This window comes from Marinilactibacillus sp. XAAS-LB27 (assembly GCF_036039175.1).
Classification (GTDB): Bacteria; Bacillota; Bacilli; order Lactobacillales; family Carnobacteriaceae_A; genus Marinilactibacillus.
The window spans coordinates 15,004-37,101 of sequence record NZ_JAYXKP010000005.1 but is presented as its reverse complement, the minus strand read 5'-3'; the positions used below and the strand labels follow the sequence as shown (position 1 = coordinate 37,101).

Annotated in this window: 23 protein-coding genes and 1 other annotated feature; of the genes, 7 read left to right on the top strand and 16 right to left on the bottom strand. The window is 37.1% G+C overall.

What is annotated here, in order from left to right; all coding sequences use genetic code 11:
* Nucleotides 1-7 precede the first annotated feature (7 nt).
* The 3 genes from VXN63_RS07595 (at nt 8) to VXN63_RS07585 (ending at nt 4,455) form a co-directional block, all read left to right on the top strand.
* A complete protein-coding gene (locus tag VXN63_RS07595) occupies nt 8-1,309 on the top strand; it encodes an MBL fold metallo-hydrolase (RefSeq protein ID WP_327757430.1) in 1,302 nt (433 codons plus the stop codon).
* 47 nt (nt 1,310-1,356) lie between these two features.
* The gene (locus tag VXN63_RS07590) at nt 1,357-2,913 is read left to right on the top strand and encodes a bifunctional metallophosphatase/5'-nucleotidase (protein WP_327757429.1); all 1,557 of its coding nucleotides are present in this window, start codon (nt 1,357-1,359) and stop codon (nt 2,911-2,913) included.
* A 180-nt stretch (nt 2,914-3,093) separates the two neighbouring features.
* Nucleotides 3,094-4,455 (top strand): DUF6612 family protein, encoded by a 1,362-nt coding sequence (locus tag VXN63_RS07585; protein ID WP_327757428.1) that lies wholly within the window; start codon nt 3,094-3,096, stop codon nt 4,453-4,455.
* Between the two features lie 90 nt (nt 4,456-4,545).
* Here VXN63_RS07585 and VXN63_RS07580 read toward each other — a convergent pair whose 3' ends face one another.
* The 13 genes from VXN63_RS07580 to VXN63_RS07520 form a co-directional block, all read right to left on the bottom strand.
* Entirely contained in the window at nt 4,546-5,442 is an 897-nt protein-coding gene (locus tag VXN63_RS07580; RefSeq protein WP_327757427.1) for a cation diffusion facilitator family transporter, read from the bottom strand.
* 961 nt (nt 5,443-6,403) lie between these two features.
* On the bottom strand, nt 6,404-6,628 hold the full coding sequence (locus VXN63_RS07575; RefSeq protein WP_327757426.1) for a DUF378 domain-containing protein: 225 nt from the start codon (nt 6,626-6,628) through the stop codon (nt 6,404-6,406).
* A gap of 149 nt (nt 6,629-6,777) precedes the next feature.
* Nucleotides 6,778-7,863, bottom strand: coding sequence for an iron-containing alcohol dehydrogenase family protein (locus tag VXN63_RS07570; protein ID WP_327757424.1), 1,086 nt, complete (start codon nt 7,861-7,863; stop codon nt 6,778-6,780).
* A gap of 24 nt (nt 7,864-7,887) precedes the next feature.
* Nucleotides 7,888-8,865, bottom strand: coding sequence for a bile acid:sodium symporter family protein (locus VXN63_RS07565; RefSeq protein WP_327757423.1), 978 nt, complete (start codon nt 8,863-8,865; stop codon nt 7,888-7,890).
* 446 nt (nt 8,866-9,311) lie between these two features.
* On the bottom strand, nt 9,312-9,953 hold the full coding sequence (gene hisIE / locus VXN63_RS07560; RefSeq protein WP_327757422.1) for a bifunctional phosphoribosyl-AMP cyclohydrolase/phosphoribosyl-ATP diphosphatase HisIE: 642 nt from the start codon (nt 9,951-9,953) through the stop codon (nt 9,312-9,314).
* On the bottom strand, nt 9,946-10,710 hold the full coding sequence (hisF, locus tag VXN63_RS07555) for an imidazole glycerol phosphate synthase subunit HisF (protein ID WP_327757421.1): 765 nt from the start codon (nt 10,708-10,710) through the stop codon (nt 9,946-9,948). Before hisF ends, hisIE begins: the two co-directional genes overlap by 8 nt.
* Entirely contained in the window at nt 10,707-11,414 is a 708-nt protein-coding gene (gene hisA / locus VXN63_RS07550) for a 1-(5-phosphoribosyl)-5-((5-phosphoribosylamino)methylideneamino)imidazole-4-carboxamide isomerase (RefSeq protein WP_327757420.1), read from the bottom strand. Before hisA ends, hisF begins: the two co-directional genes overlap by 4 nt.
* The gene (gene hisH, locus VXN63_RS07545; protein ID WP_327757419.1) at nt 11,411-11,989 is read right to left on the bottom strand and encodes an imidazole glycerol phosphate synthase subunit HisH; all 579 of its coding nucleotides are present in this window, start codon (nt 11,987-11,989) and stop codon (nt 11,411-11,413) included. The genes hisA and hisH overlap by 4 nt, the downstream gene beginning before the upstream one ends.
* A complete protein-coding gene (hisB, locus tag VXN63_RS07540; RefSeq protein ID WP_327757418.1) occupies nt 11,986-12,567 on the bottom strand; it encodes an imidazoleglycerol-phosphate dehydratase HisB in 582 nt (193 codons plus the stop codon). The genes hisH and hisB overlap by 4 nt, the downstream gene beginning before the upstream one ends.
* Nucleotides 12,543-13,562, bottom strand: a complete 1,020-nt coding sequence (locus VXN63_RS07535) for a pyridoxal phosphate-dependent aminotransferase (protein WP_327757417.1) — start codon at nt 13,560-13,562, stop codon at nt 12,543-12,545. Before VXN63_RS07535 ends, hisB begins: the two co-directional genes overlap by 25 nt.
* On the bottom strand, nt 13,549-14,811 hold the full coding sequence (gene hisD / locus VXN63_RS07530) for a histidinol dehydrogenase (RefSeq protein WP_327757416.1): 1,263 nt from the start codon (nt 14,809-14,811) through the stop codon (nt 13,549-13,551). Before hisD ends, VXN63_RS07535 begins: the two co-directional genes overlap by 14 nt.
* 1 nt (nt 14,812) lies before the next feature.
* Nucleotides 14,813-15,415: an ATP phosphoribosyltransferase gene (hisG, locus tag VXN63_RS07525; protein ID WP_327757415.1), complete on the bottom strand. Its 603-nt coding sequence runs from the start codon at nt 15,413-15,415 to the stop codon at nt 14,813-14,815.
* Between the two features lie 38 nt (nt 15,416-15,453).
* Complete coding sequence (locus VXN63_RS07520; RefSeq protein WP_327757414.1) at nt 15,454-16,284, bottom strand: ATP phosphoribosyltransferase regulatory subunit; 831 nt, start codon at nt 16,282-16,284, stop codon at nt 15,454-15,456.
* A gap of 181 nt (nt 16,285-16,465) precedes the next feature.
* Between VXN63_RS07520 and hisJ the strand changes: the two genes are divergently transcribed.
* From hisJ to VXN63_RS07505, 3 genes are all read left to right on the top strand, one after another.
* Complete coding sequence (hisJ, locus tag VXN63_RS07515) at nt 16,466-17,260, top strand: histidinol-phosphatase HisJ (RefSeq protein ID WP_327757413.1); 795 nt, start codon at nt 16,466-16,468, stop codon at nt 17,258-17,260.
* Nucleotides 17,247-17,468 carry a YdbC family protein gene (locus VXN63_RS07510; protein WP_225743503.1) on the top strand — a complete coding sequence of 74 codons (222 nt, stop codon included), beginning with the start codon at nt 17,247-17,249 and terminating at the stop codon, nt 17,466-17,468. Before hisJ ends, VXN63_RS07510 begins: the two co-directional genes overlap by 14 nt.
* A 147-nt stretch (nt 17,469-17,615) precedes the next feature.
* On the top strand, nt 17,616-18,212 hold the full coding sequence (locus tag VXN63_RS07505) for a nitroreductase family protein (RefSeq protein ID WP_225743504.1): 597 nt from the start codon (nt 17,616-17,618) through the stop codon (nt 18,210-18,212).
* Nucleotides 18,213-18,263: 51 nt separating this feature from the next.
* On the opposite strand, the gene VXN63_RS07500 is transcribed toward VXN63_RS07505, so the two are convergent.
* From VXN63_RS07500 to VXN63_RS07490, 3 genes are all read right to left on the bottom strand, one after another.
* Nucleotides 18,264-19,019, bottom strand: coding sequence for a GNAT family N-acetyltransferase (locus tag VXN63_RS07500; protein ID WP_327757412.1), 756 nt, complete (start codon nt 19,017-19,019; stop codon nt 18,264-18,266).
* 31 nt (nt 19,020-19,050) lie between these two features.
* A complete protein-coding gene (locus tag VXN63_RS07495) occupies nt 19,051-19,728 on the bottom strand; it encodes a GNAT family N-acetyltransferase (RefSeq protein WP_327757410.1) in 678 nt (225 codons plus the stop codon).
* A gap of 139 nt (nt 19,729-19,867) precedes the next feature.
* Entirely contained in the window at nt 19,868-20,461 is a 594-nt protein-coding gene (locus tag VXN63_RS07490; RefSeq protein WP_327757409.1) for a ribonuclease H family protein, read from the bottom strand.
* A gap of 144 nt (nt 20,462-20,605) precedes the next feature.
* Nucleotides 20,606-20,873: a binding site (T-box leader), on the top strand.
* Between the two features lie 62 nt (nt 20,874-20,935).
* Here VXN63_RS07490 and VXN63_RS07485 point away from each other — a divergent pair.
* Nucleotides 20,936-22,063, top strand: a complete 1,128-nt coding sequence (locus VXN63_RS07485) for a 5-methyltetrahydropteroyltriglutamate--homocysteine S-methyltransferase (protein WP_327757408.1) — start codon at nt 20,936-20,938, stop codon at nt 22,061-22,063.
* The last annotated feature ends 35 nt before the right edge of the window (nt 22,064-22,098 follow it).

The window sequence follows — 22,098 nt, the reverse complement described above, 5'->3', positions numbered from 1 at the left end:
TTTCATTATGACAGCATACCAGTTTTGGAATGGTCTAAAAACCATTGGAGGAAACATTGTCGAAATCCGCACAGATAAAGCCAGAGTCCTTTGTGACTTTGGCTTAACTGTTGCCGGACAGACACCTGAAAAAGATGGAGAAAAATCTGAATTAGAACAGTTCGTAGAATCAGGCAGCTTGCCTGCTGTTGAGGGACTGTATAATACAGAATTATTTAAAGAAGTTGCATTAAAATCGTATACTGAAGAAACGCTTGAAACGGCTATTTTTATCTCTCATTTACATCTTGACCATATGGGGGGACTGCGTTTTTTGCCTTCTCAAACCAAAGTTTATCTTTCACATGAATCGTATAAACTATATAATGAACTTATAAATATAAATGAAGACCGAGCTGTTGACTGTGAATTGATTCCTTTTGACTTTGATCAAGAAGTTGAAGTAGGAGATATCACTGTATTGCCTAAACATAGCGACCATGATACAGTAGGCTGTAGTGCTTTCTTTATAGAAACACCAGAACTGAAGATCATTCACTCAGGAGATTTCAGACTTTCTGGAATAAATCCTGAAAGAGTTTTGAAATGGGCAGAAGATGCTAGAGAATGGCAGCCTGATGTCTTATTAATTGAGGGAACATCATACAGCTTTGATGAAAATAGTGAAAAACAAGATCGTAAGCTTTTAAACGAGCTTACTTTAAAGCAAGAACTCGAAGATCTAATTGCGATGAATACAGAAGCTTTGTTTGTGATCAATCCATACATCAGAAATGTGGAAAGATTAAAAACATTTGATGACCTCGTTAAAGAACAAGGTCGAACGATGGTTTGGGAACAGGCCTATGCTAACATCTTACATGTGTTCTATCCACAAGACCGATGGACAATTCTTGAAGAAGTAGACACAACGAGCTCTACTGAATCTATTCAAGCGGCAATTTCACTCAAGACTATTGCGCAGCAGCCTGGATTATATGTATTACAGAACAGCTTCAAGAATATTCATTTACTTGAACTAGTAAGTAAAGTTGTCTACCTCCACAGTAATGGAGAACCTCTTGGAGAATATGACGAGAGATTTTCGCAACTTAAAAACTTTCTAGAAATTAAAGAATTCGAGTTTCTGTCTTTAGGAGCCAGTGGTCATGCATCAAGAGAAGATTTGCTTAGAGTAGCTAAAATCGTCAATGCTCGTTTGACTATTCCTTGGCATACTTTTAATCCTGAATTGTTTTGCCAAGACTTAAGGTCAAAAGAGTTGAATGCCATCGTTCCAGAATACGAAACGATTTACCAAAGAGAATAAAGGAAAGCTCAATACGAGCTTTTTATACATAGATTGGAGACAGTATGATGAAGTTAACCATTTTTGAAACAAGTGATATTCACGGGTACTTGTTCCCGACAGATTATCAAAAAAGAGGGCAAGAATTAGGATTTGGGCTGTTCAAATTAGCAAATGTCTTGAAACAGCAAATGGAATCTACAGAAGGGCCTTCTGTTTTGATAGAAAATGGTGATTTTATTCAAGGATCTCCACTTAGCTTTTTTGTACTTAAAGAAAAAGGAGATGCCAATTCTTTAATGGAGTCGATTAACGACTTACCATATGATGCTGGTGTCATAGGAAATCATGAATTTAATTACGGCCTAGATTATCTTTACTCGGCGGTCAAAGCAGCAAAACACCCGGTCTTAGCGGCCAATATATTAAATGAAGACAAGAAAGCTGCTTTTGGAGAACCGTATATCCTGATAGAAAAAGAAGGCGTGAAAATTGCCATTTTAGGGTTGACCACTCAGTATATCCCACACTGGGAGCATCCAGAAAATTATGCAGGGTTAACATTCCACTCGGCACTGGAAACTGCAAAAGAATATGTCCCAGAACTTAGAAAACTAGCGGATATCGTTATCGTGAGTTATCACGGTGGTTTTGAAAAAAATATTGATTCTGGAACAGAAACCGAAATTCAGACGGGGGAAAATGAAGGGTACAGACTACTAACTGAAGTAGAAGGCATCGACGTCTTGCTTACTGGACACCAGCATAGAGTAATCGCTCAAAAGAAAAACGGTATACCGACTGTGATGCCGGGTCATAAAGGCAGTTTTCTTGGAAAAGTTACATTGGATCTTGCCCAGGAAAATGGAAAGTGGATCATAAAAGATTCCCTTCCAGAACTGATTAAAGTTACTGAAGAAACACCCGTTGAATGCACGCTTGCGCGTAAGCACGAGGAATTGAACCAAGAAGTAGAAGATTGGCTAGATCAGCCAATTGGCAAGGTTCAAGGAGATATGACAATCAAGGACGTAGAGAAAGCACGTAGAGAAGAACACCCTTATGTTGAATTCATCCAAAAAGTACAGATGTACTATGCAGATTGCGATATTTCTGGAACAGCTTTATTTAACAATGAAAGTAGTGGCTTTAATCCTCAAGTAACTATGAGAGACGTTGTTACGAATTATATCTTTCCTAACACATTAGCTGTATTAGAAGTAACAGGAGATGACTTGAAGAGAGCTATCGAGCAATCCGCAGAGTATTTTGTATTGAATGATCAGGGAGAAATCGATGTGAATCCAGACTTTGTAGAACCTAAGCCGCAAATGTACAATTACGATATGTACGAAGGAATAGAGTATACGGTGAACGTGTCGAAACCTTTTGGAGAAAGAGTCACAGAGTTTAAGTATAAAGGGCGCGCTATTCAACCTGAAGATAAACTTCGGGTTGTGATCAATCAATACCGAGCAGTAGGCGGTGGAGATTATACCATGTTTGATGCTTCTAAAATTATTAGCGAAGTAACCATTCCAATGAACGAACTGATTGGTAACTACTTCAAGGAAATGGGTACAGTAGAAGCAACTGCAAATCACAACTTTAAAATTATAAAATAAGGATAAAAAGCAGATCTCTTCAAAGAGCTCTGCTTTTTTTAGCATGTTAAAGATAGAGGTTAATTGAAACACAGAGTCAAATGTCTATCAATTGCTTATTCTTTAAAAGAAACGGTATGATAAAGACGTTATAATAGGTCTCAAAGTAGTATCATTACTTTAGGAAAGAGGGTGAGCCGTTTGAAAAGTAAAAAGATAGGGGTAATGATTTTGTCTTTTGTAGGCGCTTTATTTGTTGGAGGCTGTGGAGAGCCTAGTGCAAGTCAGGTTTTGGATGAAAGTATAGACGCTTATAATAATCTAGACAGCTATTCACAGTCTGTTGACCAAACCGTTGCAATCGAAAACCAAGAAAATTCAGAAGAAATGAACATTAAGATGAATTCAGCATTTACAACCAATCCATATGCACTAGAACAAGTTATTAGTGATGGGGCAACAGAAGGAAACACGACGATTAGATATGTCAACGATGTTTTTTATCTAGAAGATCCGGTAAGTGGATGGATTGAATTGGGAGATGAAGGAGAAGAACTGTTATTCGATTTGATTGAAGGCATTGTTCAAGAGGACTCAGAAGAAATCTTTTTCGATACAGCATTTCTGGAAACAATGAAAGAATATGAAGATGATATTGAATTTGAAGAAGAAACAGATCACTATAATATGACTTTGATACTAGAAGGCGAGGATGCAAACAACTTGGTAGCTTCCGTAGTTATGAAGAATAATGTTGATCTTGAAACACTCTTCTCCGATGAAAATTTAACACTTACAACGCAAAGTATAGAAATCGAGTTACAAATGAACAAAGAAACTAAGTACCTTTCAAATCAGAACATAAAAATGCAAGGTGATATTGAAGGGTCTACAGATATGGTCATGGGCTTCACTCAAGATATTCGAATGACTTATGATCAATACAATGAAGTTACAGCGATTGAAGTTCCTCAAGACGCTATTGAGTTATCTGAATTAACTGGTGAGACAACCTCTGATGCGACGGAAGAGGACGAAGAATTTGTTGATTTGGGGGAAGAGGGGACTGAAGCAGATCTATCATCTCAACCAGGAGTTTTAGCTTCGGGGGAAGGATCTGAAGAAGGCGCGGAAGACTTATATGTTTCTATCCCGCCAATTTATCAAGATACTCCTTATGCCGGCACACTGTCCAGTCTAGAAAATAGTATACCAGGATTTAATACGATGACACCCGATGGATCAGCTATGATGATCTGGTCAGCTTTGGCAACTCAAGAAGAGGAACAATGGATTGCTTGGTTTGTCGTTGTGAACCGTTTAGGTATGGACATCAAGAACATTGACACTACGTTCTCATTTGAAAACGAAATGGGTGAAGTACTTGTTGAAGATTATTCTATTCGGTTATCCGAAGAAGAGTACGGGGTTATAGAAAATGGCGCGATCGTTCCATTTCAAGTCATAATCCCTCAAGAATCTCAAGAAGACTTTATGGATGTACTCACTTATATTCATGCATGGCCAGTTGTTGATACGTTTGAGTATGAGGTCATGGAATAAATTCGTTTAGAAGAATTAAGATTAGTAGTCTTATAGTAAAAAAGCGTCTCTCTATTGGAGGTTTCCTTTAGAGAGACGCTTTTTATAGTGTTATTGATTTAACTGATCCATATATTTGATTGTATCCGGCTCAACATGAACGTCTACATGCATAACATCGAAGTCATTAAATAATAGTTCTTCTATTTTTTCCGTTACATCATGTCCTTCTTGAACAGACATATTGGCATCGACAAGAATCGTGATGTCTACATAGATGTTCGTACCATAATTACGGGCCTTCAGCGATTCAATACTATGAATTTCAGGAAGTTGTTTAACAGCTTTTTCGTAATTGTCTAGTTCATCTTCATGAAAACCATCTGATAGTGAAAAGGTGCTTTCTCTGAAAACCTCTACACCTGTTTTAAGAATGATCAGGGATACAATCAATGCCATTATACCATCGATCCAAACCAATCCTAAAGCAGAGGCAAGAATAGCGACGGCTGTAGCCAAACTGGTTAACGAATCAGCGAGATTATCTTTAGCCACAGCAGCAAGTCCACTTGATCTCACTTTCTTTGACAAGTTCAGATTATACTTGTATACAAAAAACATGACAACTGTACCAATCACAGAGGCAATAGCTGCTAGTCCATTTGGTGGAACCACTTCACCCGATAGCAAGCGAGTAACCGTAGATTGAAGTACTTGAAAGCCGACAAACAACATTGCAAAGGAGGTGATAAGGCTTGCAATGGGTTCAGCTTTCCAATGACCGTAAGGATGATTAGAGTCGGCTGGCTTCCTAGCTGCTTTTAGCCCGATTAAAATCGTGACAGAAGAAATGACGTCGGTTAAATTATTGAACCCATCTGCGCTCAAAGCAGAAGACCTGAATGTGAATCCAATAAATAATTTTAAAGTAGCCATAAAAATATAAACTACAATACTGACTCTAGCACCACGTTCGGCAGAACGGATGCGCTCAAAACGATTTTCCATACAAATCCCTCTTCGTTTTCAATTTGTTTTATTTAAGATAATGGTCTTAGTTAAGTAAAGCCAATGTTTTTAGCATGACTATCATCGTACTGTTAATGATGAAAGATTTCAATAAAAAGTGCCTTAGTCTAAGAATATCTTTAGTTTATAACAATTCGAAAAATCAAGTTTAGGAGCAACAAAAAGATGCGCCACTAAAACAAAATGAATCAAGTAAAATAAATAGCAACTTTTACTATCTAGAGTTTTAACCGAGTAAAAAAGAGTGAGTATATTGAGTTCACTCTTTTTTACATATGCTTTTCAAATTTTTATCAGTATCAGCAATTACCGTTAGTGTAATTGCAGAGGTTAAAACGTCTAGAGACATTAATAGAATTTTAGAAGAAAATTCTAGGGCTTATATTAGTACTTATACTGAAACTTTGATTGCTAATAAAAATCGTTTCTATATTATTGCAAAAAACTTTGGAAATACTAATGCTGTTGTACAAAAGATTACAGTTGATGATAAAACAAAAAAATAATAAAACTGGGAGATAAAGACTAATTTAGTAGGATAAATAAATCATGCGGTACCTGGTCAGTCAATTACCTGTCTCGTTTAGGCACAGAAAAGCGAGCATGACTATGATTATGCTTCTAAATTTGAAATAACTTATCTATCAGGAAAAAAAGAATATTCGGACGTATTCGAATTTAATCTATCAACAAATTCAACTATGACAAGTATATCTATTTCAAATGCTGACTATGGAAATCAATTTTTAGAATTGTATCAAGATGAAATTAGAAAAAATCATTAGAAATAACTTTATACGAGTACTAAGTAAAGGTTTGGTTTTTACCGACGGGTAAAAACCAAACCATCTGTTTATCTGATTATGATCATTGGCTCTTGAAATATAAAAAAACACAAAAAAAAGAGCATTATTCTACTCTTTTTTTTTTGTTTAGAAAATTAATGATCTTTATGTGAAGAAGTTGTTTGAGAATTGATTAGAGGGAAGAACTTTAATGAATAAAGAGCACATAGCCCAACAACAATGTAAACTATTTTAGATAAGAGTGCTGTTTCTCCACCAAATATTGTAGCTACTAAATCAAATTCAAACAGACCTACTAAGAGCCAGTTCAAACCGCCAACAATTAAAAGAGCTAAAGCAATATTGTCTAATGTTTTCATACGAACACCTCCTTCTTTAATATAATTTAAAGTATAAAGATAAAAAGAAAAAAGTCTAATTTAAAGCCTTTACTGAAAGAATCCTAGAAGGTCCTTTCAATGATCAGTAATAGACTATTGATTTAGTGATTTATAGGTAAAAACCTTCATTATACACTGATTTTTGAAGGTACAAGAACTTCAAGGTACTGCATAGCTTGATAAACATCATTAGGCGTAATATCCGGAATGACTAGGTTAAAGGTTTCTTTATCTGAAGCAGAAAAGATAGCGATTTGTTCCATTGCCTGTTCAATGTCTTCTGTTATGCCGAAATCTTTCAGAGAATGCGGGAAGGCATTTTCTTTGTAAAAGCTCTGCAATCTATCGACTTCATCATATCTTTTACAAGCAGCAAGTTGAACTAAAACCCCATAAGCGACCTTTACGCCATGCTCGTAATTATGTGTTTCTGGAATCAATGACATACCGTTGTGCACAGCATGCGCGCCGGCCATTCTACCATATTCACCAGCGAAACCTCCGACTGTTCCGGCTATAGCTACAACAGCTTCTGCAACTTTTTGAAACGCTGGTGTGACTTCATGTGCCTCCATACTTTTTAAGGCTTCTTCGCTATCCTGAAGTAAAATCTCTTGGGTAACTTTTGCAGTTTGAAGTCCGACAGAAACCATAGCTGGTAAAGCACCTTGAATATGATTCGTGATACCTTCAGCTTCATACCATTTAGCTAGTGTGTCTCCAATACCGCCGGCAAAGTATTTTTTTGGGGACTCTACTAGTAAAGAGAGATCCATAAAACAAAAGGAAGCAGATCGATTATAGTAGTCAACGCTTCTAAACGTACCATCTGGGTGATATACAGCAGAGAGAGGGGTATAGGCAGCGCAAGTTCCTAAAACAGTTGGAATCGTTACGTATTCAATTCCTAACAGATCAGCAGTTCCTTTAGCGGTATCGAGTACTTTTCCGCCACCGATTCCAACGATGCAATCGGCTCCTGAGCATTCTTTGGCTAGTCTGTTCATATCTTCAATTGATGCAGTATGGTTATACCTCAAAACAGGGAAAACATTATGACCAGGATAATGTTTTTCGAAAGCTTTAAACGATAGCTCTCCAGTGATGATTACAGGAGACGTATACCGTTTCATTTTTTCATCAAAGTAGACTAAAGCAGCTTCTTGGCAAATATATTGATCGGGACCACTTCTTACGGTTTGACTCAGTTTCATATAAATTCACTACCTTCTTCTAGATTATGATTGGACTTTTACAGGACGAACAGTAGAGTGTTGGGAGGAATCTTTTTGATCGCGTCTTCGGCATAGGTTAGCGTAGACTGTTCCAAATAATGTATGCACGATTGTTCCAGCTGCGGCAGCGAGTGCCGTTGCTGGTGTGAAGTGTGCTAAACCAAGATTTGCAGCCAAGCCTGTGTTTTGGAGACCCACTTCTATGGCAATGGTGCGAGTGGTCGGAATGTCTCGCTTTAATAATTTGCAGATTAGATAACTGATTCCGTATCCGCTCAAGTTGTGAAGCCAAACAACAAAGAAAATCACTAAGCCAGTGCTGAGTAAGTTTTGTTGATTAACGGATACAGTACCAGCGAGTACTAAAAGTACAGCGATAGAAGAGAAAGAAGGTAAAATTCTTTCAGCTTTTTCAGTGTGTCTGCCAAGGAAGTGACTGATGACTAGACCAAGTAGGACAGGTAATAGGACAACTTGAATAATGGATTGGAACATCGTCCAGAAGTTAATATCCAGATAAGCTCCGCCATAAAGTGAAAGAATGAGTGGCGTTAGTAGTGGAGACAACAGCGTAGAAACAGACGTTGAGCCAATAGACAATGGCAAGTTTCCGTTGGCTAGATAAGCAATCACGTTTGAAGATGTTCCTCCGGGTACAGAGCCGACCAATAAAAGGCCTAAGGCAATTTCAGTGGGTAAATCGAACAAAGTTGAGAGTGCTAGGGCAGATAGCGGCATAAAGACATATTGGGCGATGACGACTAAAAAGACTTGCCAAGGCCGTCTCAGAACTTCGCTGAAATCCGCTGGTTTCATTGTCAGTCCCATTGTGAACATAATGAATTGTAAGGTGTACGTCGTAATCCCTGCTGCCCATAGAAATAGATTAGGTAATAGTAACGCCAATACCGCTGTTGCAATAACAATCCATGATAAATACTTAGTAAAAGATTGATTTAGTTGTTTTAAAAATATGAGCATAAAATGTTCCTCCACTGATCTATTTTTTAGTGAATCGTTATCTATCTTTAAAAGGATCTGTGGAAACAGAAAAGACCTCTCACTCTTTGATAGAATGAGAGGTCTAAGTCCCATTCACACTAAACCATGAATAGGACTAAACAACTGTAAATTTTTCTACAGTGTTAAGCCCTGAGCATAATAATTAAAATGACTAAATTCAATGGTTGAGTATTCATGAGGATGCCTACTTCCTTTTTCAGATAAGTTATCACTTTTTATTAGTTATTTATTAGAATACAGATTTGAAGTAGAGGATGCAACCTTTAGAAAGAAATCAGATTTTTTAAAAAAATAATAAGGAAACAGAACTGCTGATAGCGTTTTATGCTATAAATTCATTTATTAAATTAAGCAAATAAAAAAGAGACCTTCTAAATAGAAGATCTCAGTCTTAAAATGAATCATCACCATTTTTCGATATCTTGGCGTTCACCTTTGAAATTATTCTTTTTGTGATGACGTTCAGCTAGAACTGCTTCTACGTCTGAAATCTTTACATCAGATTTATGCAGTAAAACCCCTAAGTGATACAAAACATCTGCAGCTTCGTCTATAACTTCCTTTTTATCCTCGTTTTTAGCACCGATGACAACCTCAAAAGCTTCTTCTCCAAATTTCTTGGCAATTTTATCTATTCCTTTTGAAAGTAAATAATTTGTATAAGAGTCATCGTCAGTTGCTTCTGCTCGATTTTGAATGGTTGCTTCAATGTCTTTTAATGTAAAAGTAGAGTCCAAATTAAAGCAGCTGTCTGTACCAGTGTGACAAGTTGGGCCAACTGGATCAATCATTAAAAGTAGAGCATCCTGATCACAATCCAGATACATATCTTTCACATATTGAACGTTACCACTAGATTCTCCTTTTTTCCAAAGTCTTTCTTTGGATCTAGAGTAAAACCACGCAACTTCTTCATTCTTAGTCAGTTCAAAAGCTTCTTCGTTCATGTATCCAACCATACGAACTTCTTTATTCGTATAATGCTGCAAAACTACTGTCAGTAGACCCTTAGAAAAGTCAGGTTTTAAATCATCATATTTAGACATTTCTCATTGGCACTCCTTTTTTTATGCAAAGATCTTTTACTTCTTGGATCGACACGTCTTCGTCATGGAAGATAGAAGCCGCTAATCCAGCAGATACATCTGTTTCAGAGAACAATTCAGAGAAGTGTGCAGCTGTTCCAGCTCCACCAGATGCAATCACGGGTATATTCACAGATTCTTGAATTAGACGCAAAAGCTTGTGATCAAAGCCTTGTTGCATACCGTCAAAGTCCATACTCGTCACAAGCAATTCTCCAGCTCCAAGTGCTTCAACTTGTTTGACCCAGTCGAGAGCTCTAATATCGGTTGCCTTTTTTCCACCGTGCGTATAACAAAACCAGTCTTGCTGTTCTTCATCCCATTTGGCATCAAGTGCGATACAGATACATTGGGAACCGAATTTTTCACTTGCTTCTTTTATAAGCTGAGGATTCCTGAGTGCTGAAGAGTTCAGACTGACTTTATCTGCACCGGCACCAAGTAGAGTCGAAATGTCTTCTACTGATTGAATACCGCCACCTATCGTCATAGGTATAAACAGTTCTCTAGCGGTCTGTCTAATAACGTCAAGCATTAAAGCATGTCCCGTTTCTGTTGCGGAAATATCTAGAAAGACTAACTCATCTGCACCTAAGGCATTATAGCGTTTAGCAAGATCAACAGGATTTCCGATTTTTCTTAGTCCTTTGAATTGAATCCCTTTGACTACCGAACCATCTTTAACATCTAGACAGGGAATAATACGTTTCTTGATCATTCGTTAATGCCCTCCCAGAATTCAGATGTATTCGCAGCTTTACCGACAATTGCTGCCTTAACACCAACAGCTTCTAATTCTTTCATATCTTGAAGACTGCGAATGCCACCTGAAGCTGTAATCGGATGAGGGGATAATTCAACGAGTCGAGCCGTTAATTCAACATTTGGACCACCCATTTTACCGTCTTTAGAGATATCTGTATAGATAATACCACCTAAATCGTAAGTAGCCGTTTCTTTAGCGATATCGTAAATTGTACGTTCTTCAGTTTCAGTCCAACCATTTACAGCAACTTGATCTTTCATCGCATCCAGTCCTAGGTAAATTTTACCTGGATATTTAACAGTCATTTCTTTAAGCCAAGGTAAATCTTTCAAGCCACGTGTACCAACGATAATATAAGAAGCACCATTATCAAGGTAATATTGAATAGATTCTTCAGAACGGATGCCGCCACCAATTTCAATAGGCACACGGCTGGTTTGCATTAATTTAGTAATAAAGGCTTTTTCAGCGGGCTTTTGGTGAAGAGCACCCATCAAGTCAACGATATGAATACGAGCAACTTGCTCAAACTGGTTATAAAAGGCAATGGCTTCTTCAGCCGTTCGACGCATTACTTCTTTTGATTCATATTTTCCTTCAGTTAACCGTACGCTTTGCTGATCAATCAAGTCGATTGCCGGCCATAATTCTATCATAATATAAACCCACCTTTTAATGCTTGATCTAGAATTTTAAGACCTTTTTCACCACTTTTTTCTGGATGGAACTGAATCCCAATGATGTGATCTTTTTGTACGATTGCGACAACGTCTTCTTCGTATTCTGCAGTAGCAACGACATTTTCATTTGTGTGTACTTTGAAAGAGTGGATAAAATAAACGTCATCGTTTAATGAAGGCACTTCAGAAGACAGTTTATTCCAGCCTAAGTGAGGAACTGTTACGTTTCCAGTGATTTTTTTAACATCACCAGGAAGGTAACCAAGTCCATTGACATTGCCTTCTTCAGAAGAGTCAAAAAGCAACTGCATCCCTAAGCAAATCCCCACAAAAGGTTTGGTTTCTTTTAATTCTTCTAGAACAGGTAGAAGACCAAGTTGCTGAATTCTATTCATAGCATCTTTAAAATGTCCTACACCTGGTAAAATGATGCGGTCAGCTTGCTTGAGTCGTTCTTCGTCGTGTGTGATTTCTACTTCATATCCTAAATATTCTAGAGCATTGGTAAGATTCGCAATGTTACCTAGCCCATAGTCTACTATGGCGATCATTCTTCAATCACTCCTTTAGAGGAAGGAATTCTATCGATTTCTGAGTTGCTTAAAGCGATTCTCAGACTTTGAGCAAAAGCTTTGAATAAAGCTTCGATTTCATGATGCGTATTGCCGCCTCGAATCAAGTCTAAATGAGTTGTTAAACGAGCATTGATTGACAATGCATAGAAAAATTCTTTCACAAGTTCAACATCGAATGTTCCAACTGTTTGAGCAGAAAATTGTGGTTCAAAGTGAAGGAAAGGACGTCCACTGACATCGACAACAGAACGAGCGAGCGTTTCATCCATTGGGACATAAGCTGTTCCGTAACGCTGGATACTAGATTTATCAACATTCAGTTCAGCAATTGCTTGACCTAATAAAATCCCAACATCTTCCGTTGTGTGGTGATCATCGACATCCAAGTCACCATCTACTTTAATATCAAAGACAAAATGACCATGAAATGCCAGCAAGTCTAACATATGATTCAAAAAACCTACACCAGTATCAATTGTAGAAGCCGATAAGCCGCGTTCGACTGACAAGTGAATAGTCGTTTCTTTTGTTATCCGTTCTTTCTTGATGGCCATTTTTCATCTCTCCAATTTTGAATGATTTTTCTGATTTCTTCTAATTGATCTTCCTTTGCAATGGAGTAACGTACAGCATTCTTAAGAGAAGGAGAAGTTTCTTCAGGATACATCCGGGGAAGAAAGCCATTTTCAACGATATAACGACCTAAATCCATAGCCTCTTCACCATAAGTGAATAAGAAATTTGTGCTACTGTCTAGCATTAAAATGATATCTCCGACTTCTTCCTTGAACACACTGTGTAACTGTTTGGAAAGAGAACGATTTAGTTCAATAAATTTCTCTAGTCTTTCTGGTTGGTTCAATAAGTGGACCGCTACATTTAGTGAAAATGTGTTTAATGGATAGGGATGTGCAATGGAATCTAGAAGATCCATTGTTTTACGTGTAGACGTAGCAACGCCTATTCTTAATCCTGCTAGACCGTAGACTTTAGAAAGTGTACGTAAACGGATGATGTGATCTCCTTCAGGAGGTGCCACAGTGTTTTCTACAAATTCTCCATAAGCTTCGTCTAAAATAAAGTACCCGTCAACTTCTTTCATCAACTCAGCGGCTTTTATAATGAAGTCTTGAGGGTGCAGCGTACCGAATGGATTATTCGGTTGTGAAAAAATAAATACAGAAGGGCGCAAAGCTTTGATCTGCTTGTAAACTTCTTCGTAGTCAAATGTAAAATCTTTATTTGCAGGAAGTTTGATGATTTCACGTCCAAATTGTTTTGCATAGACATCATACATAACAAAGTCAGGATCAAAAGTCAGTATAGGACCTTCGCCTAATACGATAACGGCTTTTTGAATCCATTCATCTGAACCGTTGGCAAATGAAACGAGTTCCGGATCTAATTGATTGAATGCAGCATAGCTTTCTTGTAGATCTTGGTATTCATTTTCCGAGTACTGATTGAACTGAGTATCAATCGCTATTTTTGCAATTTCTTCTTCAGTTAATGCTCTATAAGGACTTTCATTTTTATCAATTCTGATCATTCAAGTTATCCTCCAGTCGATAATAAAGGGAATCACGGTGTGCCTGTAAAGCTTCTTCTTCTGCAAGGCGTACCCCAGAAGGCGCCATTTCTTCAAATGTTGCTTGAGATAAATGAATAACAGAATTTGTTCTTAAAAAGTCATTCACAGATAGCCCATTTGAAAAACGGGCATTTCCTCCAGTAGGAAGCACATGGCTAGGACCCGCAACATAATCACCAATTGCTTCAGGAGAACGGTCTCCAATAAAAATAGCACCGGCAGTTGTGATCAAGTCAACGTAACTTTCAGCATCGTTGGTTTGGATGGAGATATGTTCACCTGCAATTAGGTTTACAACTTCAATCGTTTCTTCTTTTGATGCTGTGTGAACAGAATAGTGATGTTGTTTCAGACTTTCTGCAATAATCGCAGCACGTGATTGAAGGGGTGCTTTTTTCTCAACTTCAGCTAAGATTTCTTCTATCTTCTCTTGGGATTCACTGATCAAGAATGTGCGTGCTTGAATGTCGTGTTCAGCCTGAGCAAGTATGTCATAAGCAACCCAATCTGCTCTAGTCGATTCATCCACGACCACAACAATTTCACTAGGACCTGCTATGGAATCAATTCCGACGTCTCCGTAAACCAGTTTTTTAGCCATTGCGACAAACTGATTCCCAGGACCTACGATTTTATCTACTTTTTGAATCGTTTCAGTTCCATAAGCAAGTGCAGCCACTGCTTGAGCACCACCAACTTGATAAACATGGTCTGCTTCTACGATATGGCATGCTGCTAGTATGGCTTTTTGAATGCCATCTGCTTGCGGTGGCGTTACAATAATCGTTTCCTTGACGCCAGCAACATTAGCCAACACAGTCGTCATTAAGACAGTAGAGACGAGTGGAGCTGTACCGCCGGGTACGTAAATACCTACACGATTTAAAGGGTGAATTTTTTGATATAGCTCAGAAGAAGGTCCTTGTTTCCATTTAATAGAATTCTGATACGTTTCGATATTCGTCTTAGCCTCTTCGAGCGCCTTTCTCAGATCCGCATCGATTGATTCATAAGCTTCTTTTAAAGTGGAAGAAGGAACTACTAGATCAGTCAATTCAACAGAGTCAAACTGTTTTGAATAGTCAAATAAGGCCTGATCGCCTTCTTGTTGTACAGTCTTGATGATAGACTGTACACTTTCTAGTAAAGTCCAATCAATATCATTTTTTGTTGCATAAATGTCTTTAAAGGTATTTGTCGTATACATATCAGTTCATCCTTAATTGATTCATTACAGTCTGAATCTCATCATTTTTAGCAAAATACGCATGTTTATTTGAAATCAGACGAGCATTAATCTCATCTAGTTGAATCTGTTCGTAAAGACCATTTTCTTTAAGCGTTGTTCCTGTTTGTACAATATCCATGATCGCATCAGCCATATCAATCGTAGCAGCAAGTTCCACAGAACCTTTTAATTGAATGATTTTGACGGGTTGCATGATAGAATCAAAATATTTCTTTGTAAAATTGACATATTTTGTAGCAACTACTGGATACGTGTCTTTCGGTTCTTTTGCAGCTACTGCAAAATGACAATATCCAAAAGGCAAGTCCATCAAGTTATTAATCTGACGGTCTTGTTCATATAAAACGTCACTACCGGTGATCCCAAGGTCTGCAACGCCTTCTTCTACATAAACTGGAACATCTTCACCTTTAACCAGTAAAAATCTCACGTCTTCCAATTCAATAACGAGTTCTCTTGAAATGGACTTTAAGGCTGTACTCCAGCTTGTTAATTTTTTTTCATCAAGATACTGTATAAAATCTTTTAATTGTCTTCCTTTAGATAACGCAATTGTAATCATAGATCTTATTCCTCCGTCTCTAGTTTTAAAGAAATTAATTAGATATTTAAACCGATTCCAAAAGCTTTTGAAGGACTTGAGTATTGTCCGCCTGATGCGATTGGCTCAACGGTATCTTCTGCATACAATTGAATCGAAATACCTTTATAGTAAGACTGCGAAGGCAAAGCTAGCATGTCTCCGTATACATAAGTAACCTGTTCTTCATTCAGTATGGCTTCCCATTGAGTCATTTCTTCAATATGACGTTTTAGATGCGGCATATGTTCTTTGACATAGCTTGATTGTTTGGCAGCCGGTTGAGCCATTAAGGCGATGATTGGATGCTCTGCGCCCAATTTTGCTTTTAGTGCATCTCTATTGCGTTCTTTAATATATTTGCGAGTGAGTTCATCAGATAAATCTTCTTCAGATAATAGGTTTTTTAATAATGTATTATGGCTGATAACGGCTACAGATAAAGGTAAAGCTAACGATTCCTTGATATAAGCAACCATTTGTTTCAAAACGGCCATCTGTTTTTGAATATCTCCCGTAAAGGTCTCAAGTCCATATTGGTGTTTTTCAGAAGTCTGAGTGTAAACTGGTCCAGAATAAGCGATGGTCTCAGAATGCAATTGATATTTTTGACGATAACGTACAATTGCGTTTGTCCAGTCACTTCTAAGAGCATACAAAGAGCCCTCGTGTTGCCATTTATGGCGGTTATTCATTAATCCTAAATCGTCATCTGACAATTTTGTCCAATCGAATTGTTCGATAGCGGATAAATCGATCAAATCGTAGCCCAATCCATGGAAATGATGGAGGAAGTCCAGTTCTTGTCTTTTTTGATGGAGTATGGATTTGTTAAGGCTAATAGAGTTCATAATAATTCCTTCCTCGTTTCTATTTTTTTCAAGTTCTGATACAATCAGACTTGTTATTAGTAAGTTTTACCAATAACAAAAATAGTACCATAAACTTGGATTTATATGAATAGATTCAATGAAATTAATGCGGTACACTAGTTGAGTACCAGATAATACTATTTAGAAAGCAGGTAGGATAATGATGATAGATGGACACGTACATACGCAATATTGTCCTCATGGATCCGATCATAAAATGGAAGCTTATGTGAAGGTCGCCATTGATAAAGGAATCCATGCGATTACCTTCACGGAACACGCACCTTTGCCAATAGAAGATACGGTGCCTACAAAAGACAGCGCAATGGCCAAAAATACAGTCTATGAATATTTGAAAGAAGCAAAAGGACTCCAAGCAAAATATGGTCATAAAATTCACATCAATGCAGGATTTGAGATTGATTATATTGAAGGAAAAGAACAAGAAACGCAGCTATTTCTTGAGCAATATCCTGAAGCCATTCCTCATTCTATATTAAGCGTACATTTTTTAAAATTGCCAGACGGTTCTTATTACTGCATTGATTACAGTAAAGAATCATTTATTGAAAAAGCTGAAGAAGTAGGATTTGATACATTATATAAACTTTACGAAAGCACAGTCCGCAAGGCTTTATCAAATCCATACGGAGAATTGACACCTAAAAAAATCGGTCATATCAATCTGATTCATAAATTTAGTAAAGGATATGATTATACGGATCCAATTAATTGGAAAAAATTACTAACACTGGCCAAAAAAAATCAATATAAGTTAGATTATAATTTTGCTGGTATGGATAAAGTCTATTACGGCAGAACTTATCCAGATGGGGATATTTTAAAAGAGGCTAAACAACTTGAGCTTGTTCTTGAAACAGGGTCTGATGCACACCGACCAGAAGAAGTGGGTCGATACTTTACGGAAGGAGAGAATGGACATGGCAGGAATTGAATTTGAAATTATGGAACATATTGGCACCATCAGTGAAGGCAAAAGTGGGTGGAAAAAAGAACTCAACTTGGTTAGTTGGAATGGAAATGATCCAAAATTTGATATTAGAGATTGGAGTCCTGATTATTCTAAGATGGGGAAAGGTCTAACGTTATCTGCTGAAGATTTGACCTCTTTGAAAAAAGTTCTAGATAAAATGGAGCTATAAGAACTGAATGAATAAGATTTTGATCAAAATAGATTACTACGAGGATATTTATTACGAATTTGTAGTTTTTTATTGCATTTGATAAGATAAAGAGTATAATAAGTTTAGTTACAAAAAGTAAGATTTAAGAGAGGGAGAGAATTAAACATGCAATTTTTAGATGAATTAAAAACACGTCGTTCGATCTATAGCTTAGGAAGTGATGTTTCAACATCAGAAGAAGAACTAATCACTTTGATTAAAGATGTTGTAAAAGAATCACCAACATCATTTAACTCTCAAACATCTAGAGCAGTTATTCTTTTTAATGATGAACATAAAAAATTATGGTCAATTACTGAAGAGTTACTTAAACCATTAACTCCAGAAGCAGCATTCCCAAATACTCAAGCTAAACTACAAGGTTTTGCTCAAGCTAAGGGAACTGTATTATTCTTCGAAGATCAAGACGTTGTTAAAAACTTGCAAGAACAATTTGCACTTTACGCTGAAAACTTCCCAATCTGGTCTGACCAAGCAAGCGGAATTGCTCAAGTAAACGTGTGGACTGCATTAGCACAATTAAACATTGGCGCTAACCTACAACACTATAACCCAGTAATCGATGAAAGAGTTGCTCAAGAATGGGGTACTCCAGAAAACTGGAAACTAAGAGGACAATTAGTATTTGGTTCACCAAAAGCTCCAGCTGGAGACAAAGAATACATGAACGACGAAGATCGTTTCAAAGTATTCGGTAACTAATACAATAATCTAAAAAAAACGATCTCTCCTGAAAACGGAGAGATCGTTTTTTTAATCTTCTATTTTTTCAAGCACCAGCTCAGTCCAACCGAGTTTAAATCCAGCTCTGATTGCTAAGTTTATTGATTTTGTATGAGTAAATTGTGTACTGTATACAGGAAGAACCGCTTGCTTGTTTCGTAATATGATTTCACGAGTCATCGCTTTGACTAAATTTGTTGCGATGCCTTTTGAGTGATGGTCTTCTACAATTTCCACGCCGATCTCCCAAGTATATTTACCATTATGATTAGTTCCAATCATGGCAACGATCTCGTCTTTAATTACGTGAGCAATTCCCAACTTATCAGGATCTGTTTTATCATATAAGAAAGACTCTTCAAACCGTTCATCTTCTTTGAACGATACGATTTCTTTTTCTTCGTATATTCTAAGATTTAATGGATCTACTTCGGGTAAAGTCCAGTTTTTGGGAACAAAAAAGGGAGAGTAGTGATTCAGTTTATACTTAAACGGTTTTAATAATTCGTTTAGTTCGATAAGGCTATCAATTTCACCGAACCATTCTCCTGCACGATTTTTGTAAGTTTCTTGAAGTTTTTGAGTAAGAGCATGATTCCCTGTTCTACAAAAGATTCGATCTTTGTAAAAAATTAAATCTCCATCGTTACGAGCCCAGTAACGGCTAGTCTCTGAAGGAGGGGATGTTTTGAAAATATGTTCAGAGCCTTCTAGCTCTTCTTGCGTACAATTCAGATCAATTGAAAACTGTTTTAGTATCAACTGATCAATTGTTAATTTTTCCATGAGGGTACTTCCTTTACTTTTTAGTAGATACTCACAAATATAAGACATAAGAACGTTCAGTATAAGAAGAAACTGAGTCAAATAATTTTAAATCTTCTTTTTTATAAACCCAGAAAGTATGGGGATAATCTGGAGAATATGGAAGTAGATTTCCTTGCGGATCTACTTCGCCAATACTTTGAGTAAAAGGATCGACCATAAATTTACCAGATGGGTAGGGGGATTTCTTTAATTGTCCGTTTACACGGTAGTGCTTTGTCAGTAATTTCGCGCCATTTTTCTTATAGAATTGATTGGCTGCAAAATCATCTCTAGTAAAAATCGTTAAATAGTGTACATCTTTACTTTTTAGAATCTGAATGCTTTGGTCCAATAGAGATTGTGCAATACCCAGTTTTTGATAATCTGGATGTATAGCAACAGCGTCCATATAAGAACCTTGGTAAGCGTCTTTTACATATATATCATTTCTGGTTCTCGCTTGTGAATATATACCGATATCCATTAGACCAACAACTTTATCTCCAAGTACTGCGACTAGTTCGATGGTTTCTTTATATCCATCGTTTTCTTCGGAATAGACATCTTTTTCTTGAGACATTTGATCTATGAATTGACTATGTAAATAAGCAAGTGCTTTACACCTGACCCAGCTAGTTTCAAAAATTGGCTGGTAAGGTAGAATGGTGAACTCTGAATTCTGCTGCAATACAGAAAACTCCTTTCTTTTTGAATCTGTTCTTTTTATCTTAGCACAGGAAAGTGTCCAGTTGTATGTAAATTTTAAGGTAGATATAAAAAACCCGAATAGGAATTCTGAATGATCAGAAGCCTCTATTCGGTAAACGTTATTTCAATGCGTCTTTTGCAAGTTGGTCCACTAGTTCGTTGAACTCAACACCAGAGTGCGCTTTAACTTTTTTGAATACAACTTCTATTCCTTGAGAGACTTGTTGGTAAAAGGTGATATAGTCTTTTGATACTTGTTTGTTTGCGCGCCAACGGCCAGTCGCCCACATTTCTATTCCTAAATAATCGTAATGAACAATGACCTTTTTGAAGCCATTTTCTTTTGCCCACTTGATAGCGTTCAAGCTACCAAAACATTCACCCGCAATTTGAAAGCTTTCCACATATCTAGGATCGTTATCTGCGTTACTCATAGTGGCAATGACTTTGTCGTCTTTAAGCATCACAACACCATAACTGTAACGATTGCTGATTTTATCAAAAGAACCGTCCACATAAGCAAAGACAGTATCATCATCAGAAACAGTTGAAATGACCGTTGCGGGATTAATAAATTGTTCTGCTTCAGTTTTTGTTGTAAATGATTTAAATTCTGCCCCAGAAAATCCAGAAATCTGTTTCTGAGCTTCAGGCCATGTCATATAAATTCCAGGTTTTCTACCTTTTTTAACTGCATAATATTTTTGAGCCATAGGTACCTCCATTTTTTCAAGCACTTTATACTTTATGGAAGAACAGGTTAAAAGTCAATATTGAAAGTGCAGGTGAATTCGGTTATTACTATTGACAAGCCCAATAGAGTTCAGTACATTAAAACTATCTTAGAATTGAATAGTCTATCTGCATTGAAAAGGATAGTATGATCAGTTATCTTGCAAAGAGAGCTCTGTGAAGCTGAAAAGGAGCCAAGAAATTGATAGAAAAATGACCTTTGAGCAGAACAGTCGAATGGTTCAATGCCATCAGACTTTTCCGGGAGCACCCGTTATTGATGCATCAGTGAGAGAGTCTAGCTTTTAAAGTATGGACTCATACTGAGTAAGATCTATAGTGATATAGATAAATAAAGGTGGTACCACGCTAATATCAATTAACGTCCTTGAGTAAGAAGAAGATTCTTATTCAAGGACTTTTTTTATAGCTAAACAAATAGGAGGATGAAGTAGGTGCAAGAAGCAAACATTTGGAATCAAAAAGGACCATTTAAAGTTGATCATGTAGGGAGTTTATTGAGACCGGAAAGATTGAAGAAAGCAAGATTAGCTTACGAAAAAGGGGAAGTTAGTAAAGATCAGTTAAAAGAAGTAGAAGACCAGGAAATCAGTAGAATTGTCAAAAAACAAATAGACATTGGATTAAAAGCTGTAACGGACGGAGAATTCCGTAGAGGTTGGTGGCACCTTGATTTCATGTGGGGGTTAAATGGAATAGAGCAATATAAAAAAGACCACGGGTATCAATTCGCTGATGGTATCGAAAGTGAACCACTTGATGTTCGAACGACTGGCAAAATCAGTTGGAATACAAATCATGATTTTCTGAAACATTATAAGTTTTTGGAACAAGTAGTAGGAGCCGATGCTATCGCTAAATTATCAATCCCAAGTCCAAATCAATTTTTACATGAGGGCATTAGAAGAGAAGAGCATTACGAAAGCGCAGAGTTATTTGCAGAGGATCTCAAAAAAGTCTATATCGATGCAGTACAAGCTTTTTATGATCTTGGGTGTCGATACCTTCAACTAGACGATGTATTTTGGGGGTTTTTAGCGGCTGATGGCATTAGAGGGGGAGTTGTTCCAGAAGAAGAATGGCTTCAGCTGAAACGACTATCTAAAGAAATGATTCAAGCCATTATTGAGCATAAACCAAAAGATCTTATACTAACGACACATGTTTGTCGTGGAAACTACAAATCCTCATATGCTGCTGCAGGTCCTTATTATCCAGTGGCTAAGGAACTCTTCGATGACATTTCTTATGATGGTTACTTTTTAGAATACGACGATGACCGTTCCGGCGATTTTGGTCCACTTGAACATTTCTCAGGAGAAGGTAAAGTTGTATTGGGATTAATGACCTCTAAGTTTCCAGAACTAGAAGATATTGAGGTACTGAAAAATCGAATTAATGAAGCCGCTCAGTATGTACCTAAAGAAAAAATTTGTATTAGCCCGCAGTGTGGTTTTGCTTCTACTGAAGAAGGAAATCTACTTACAGAAGAACAGCAATGGGCAAAGTTATCACACTTGATCAATCATATCGATGAGATATTCTCGAATAAACTTGTATAATCATTTCATGCATTCTAGCGAGCAAGATTAAGGAG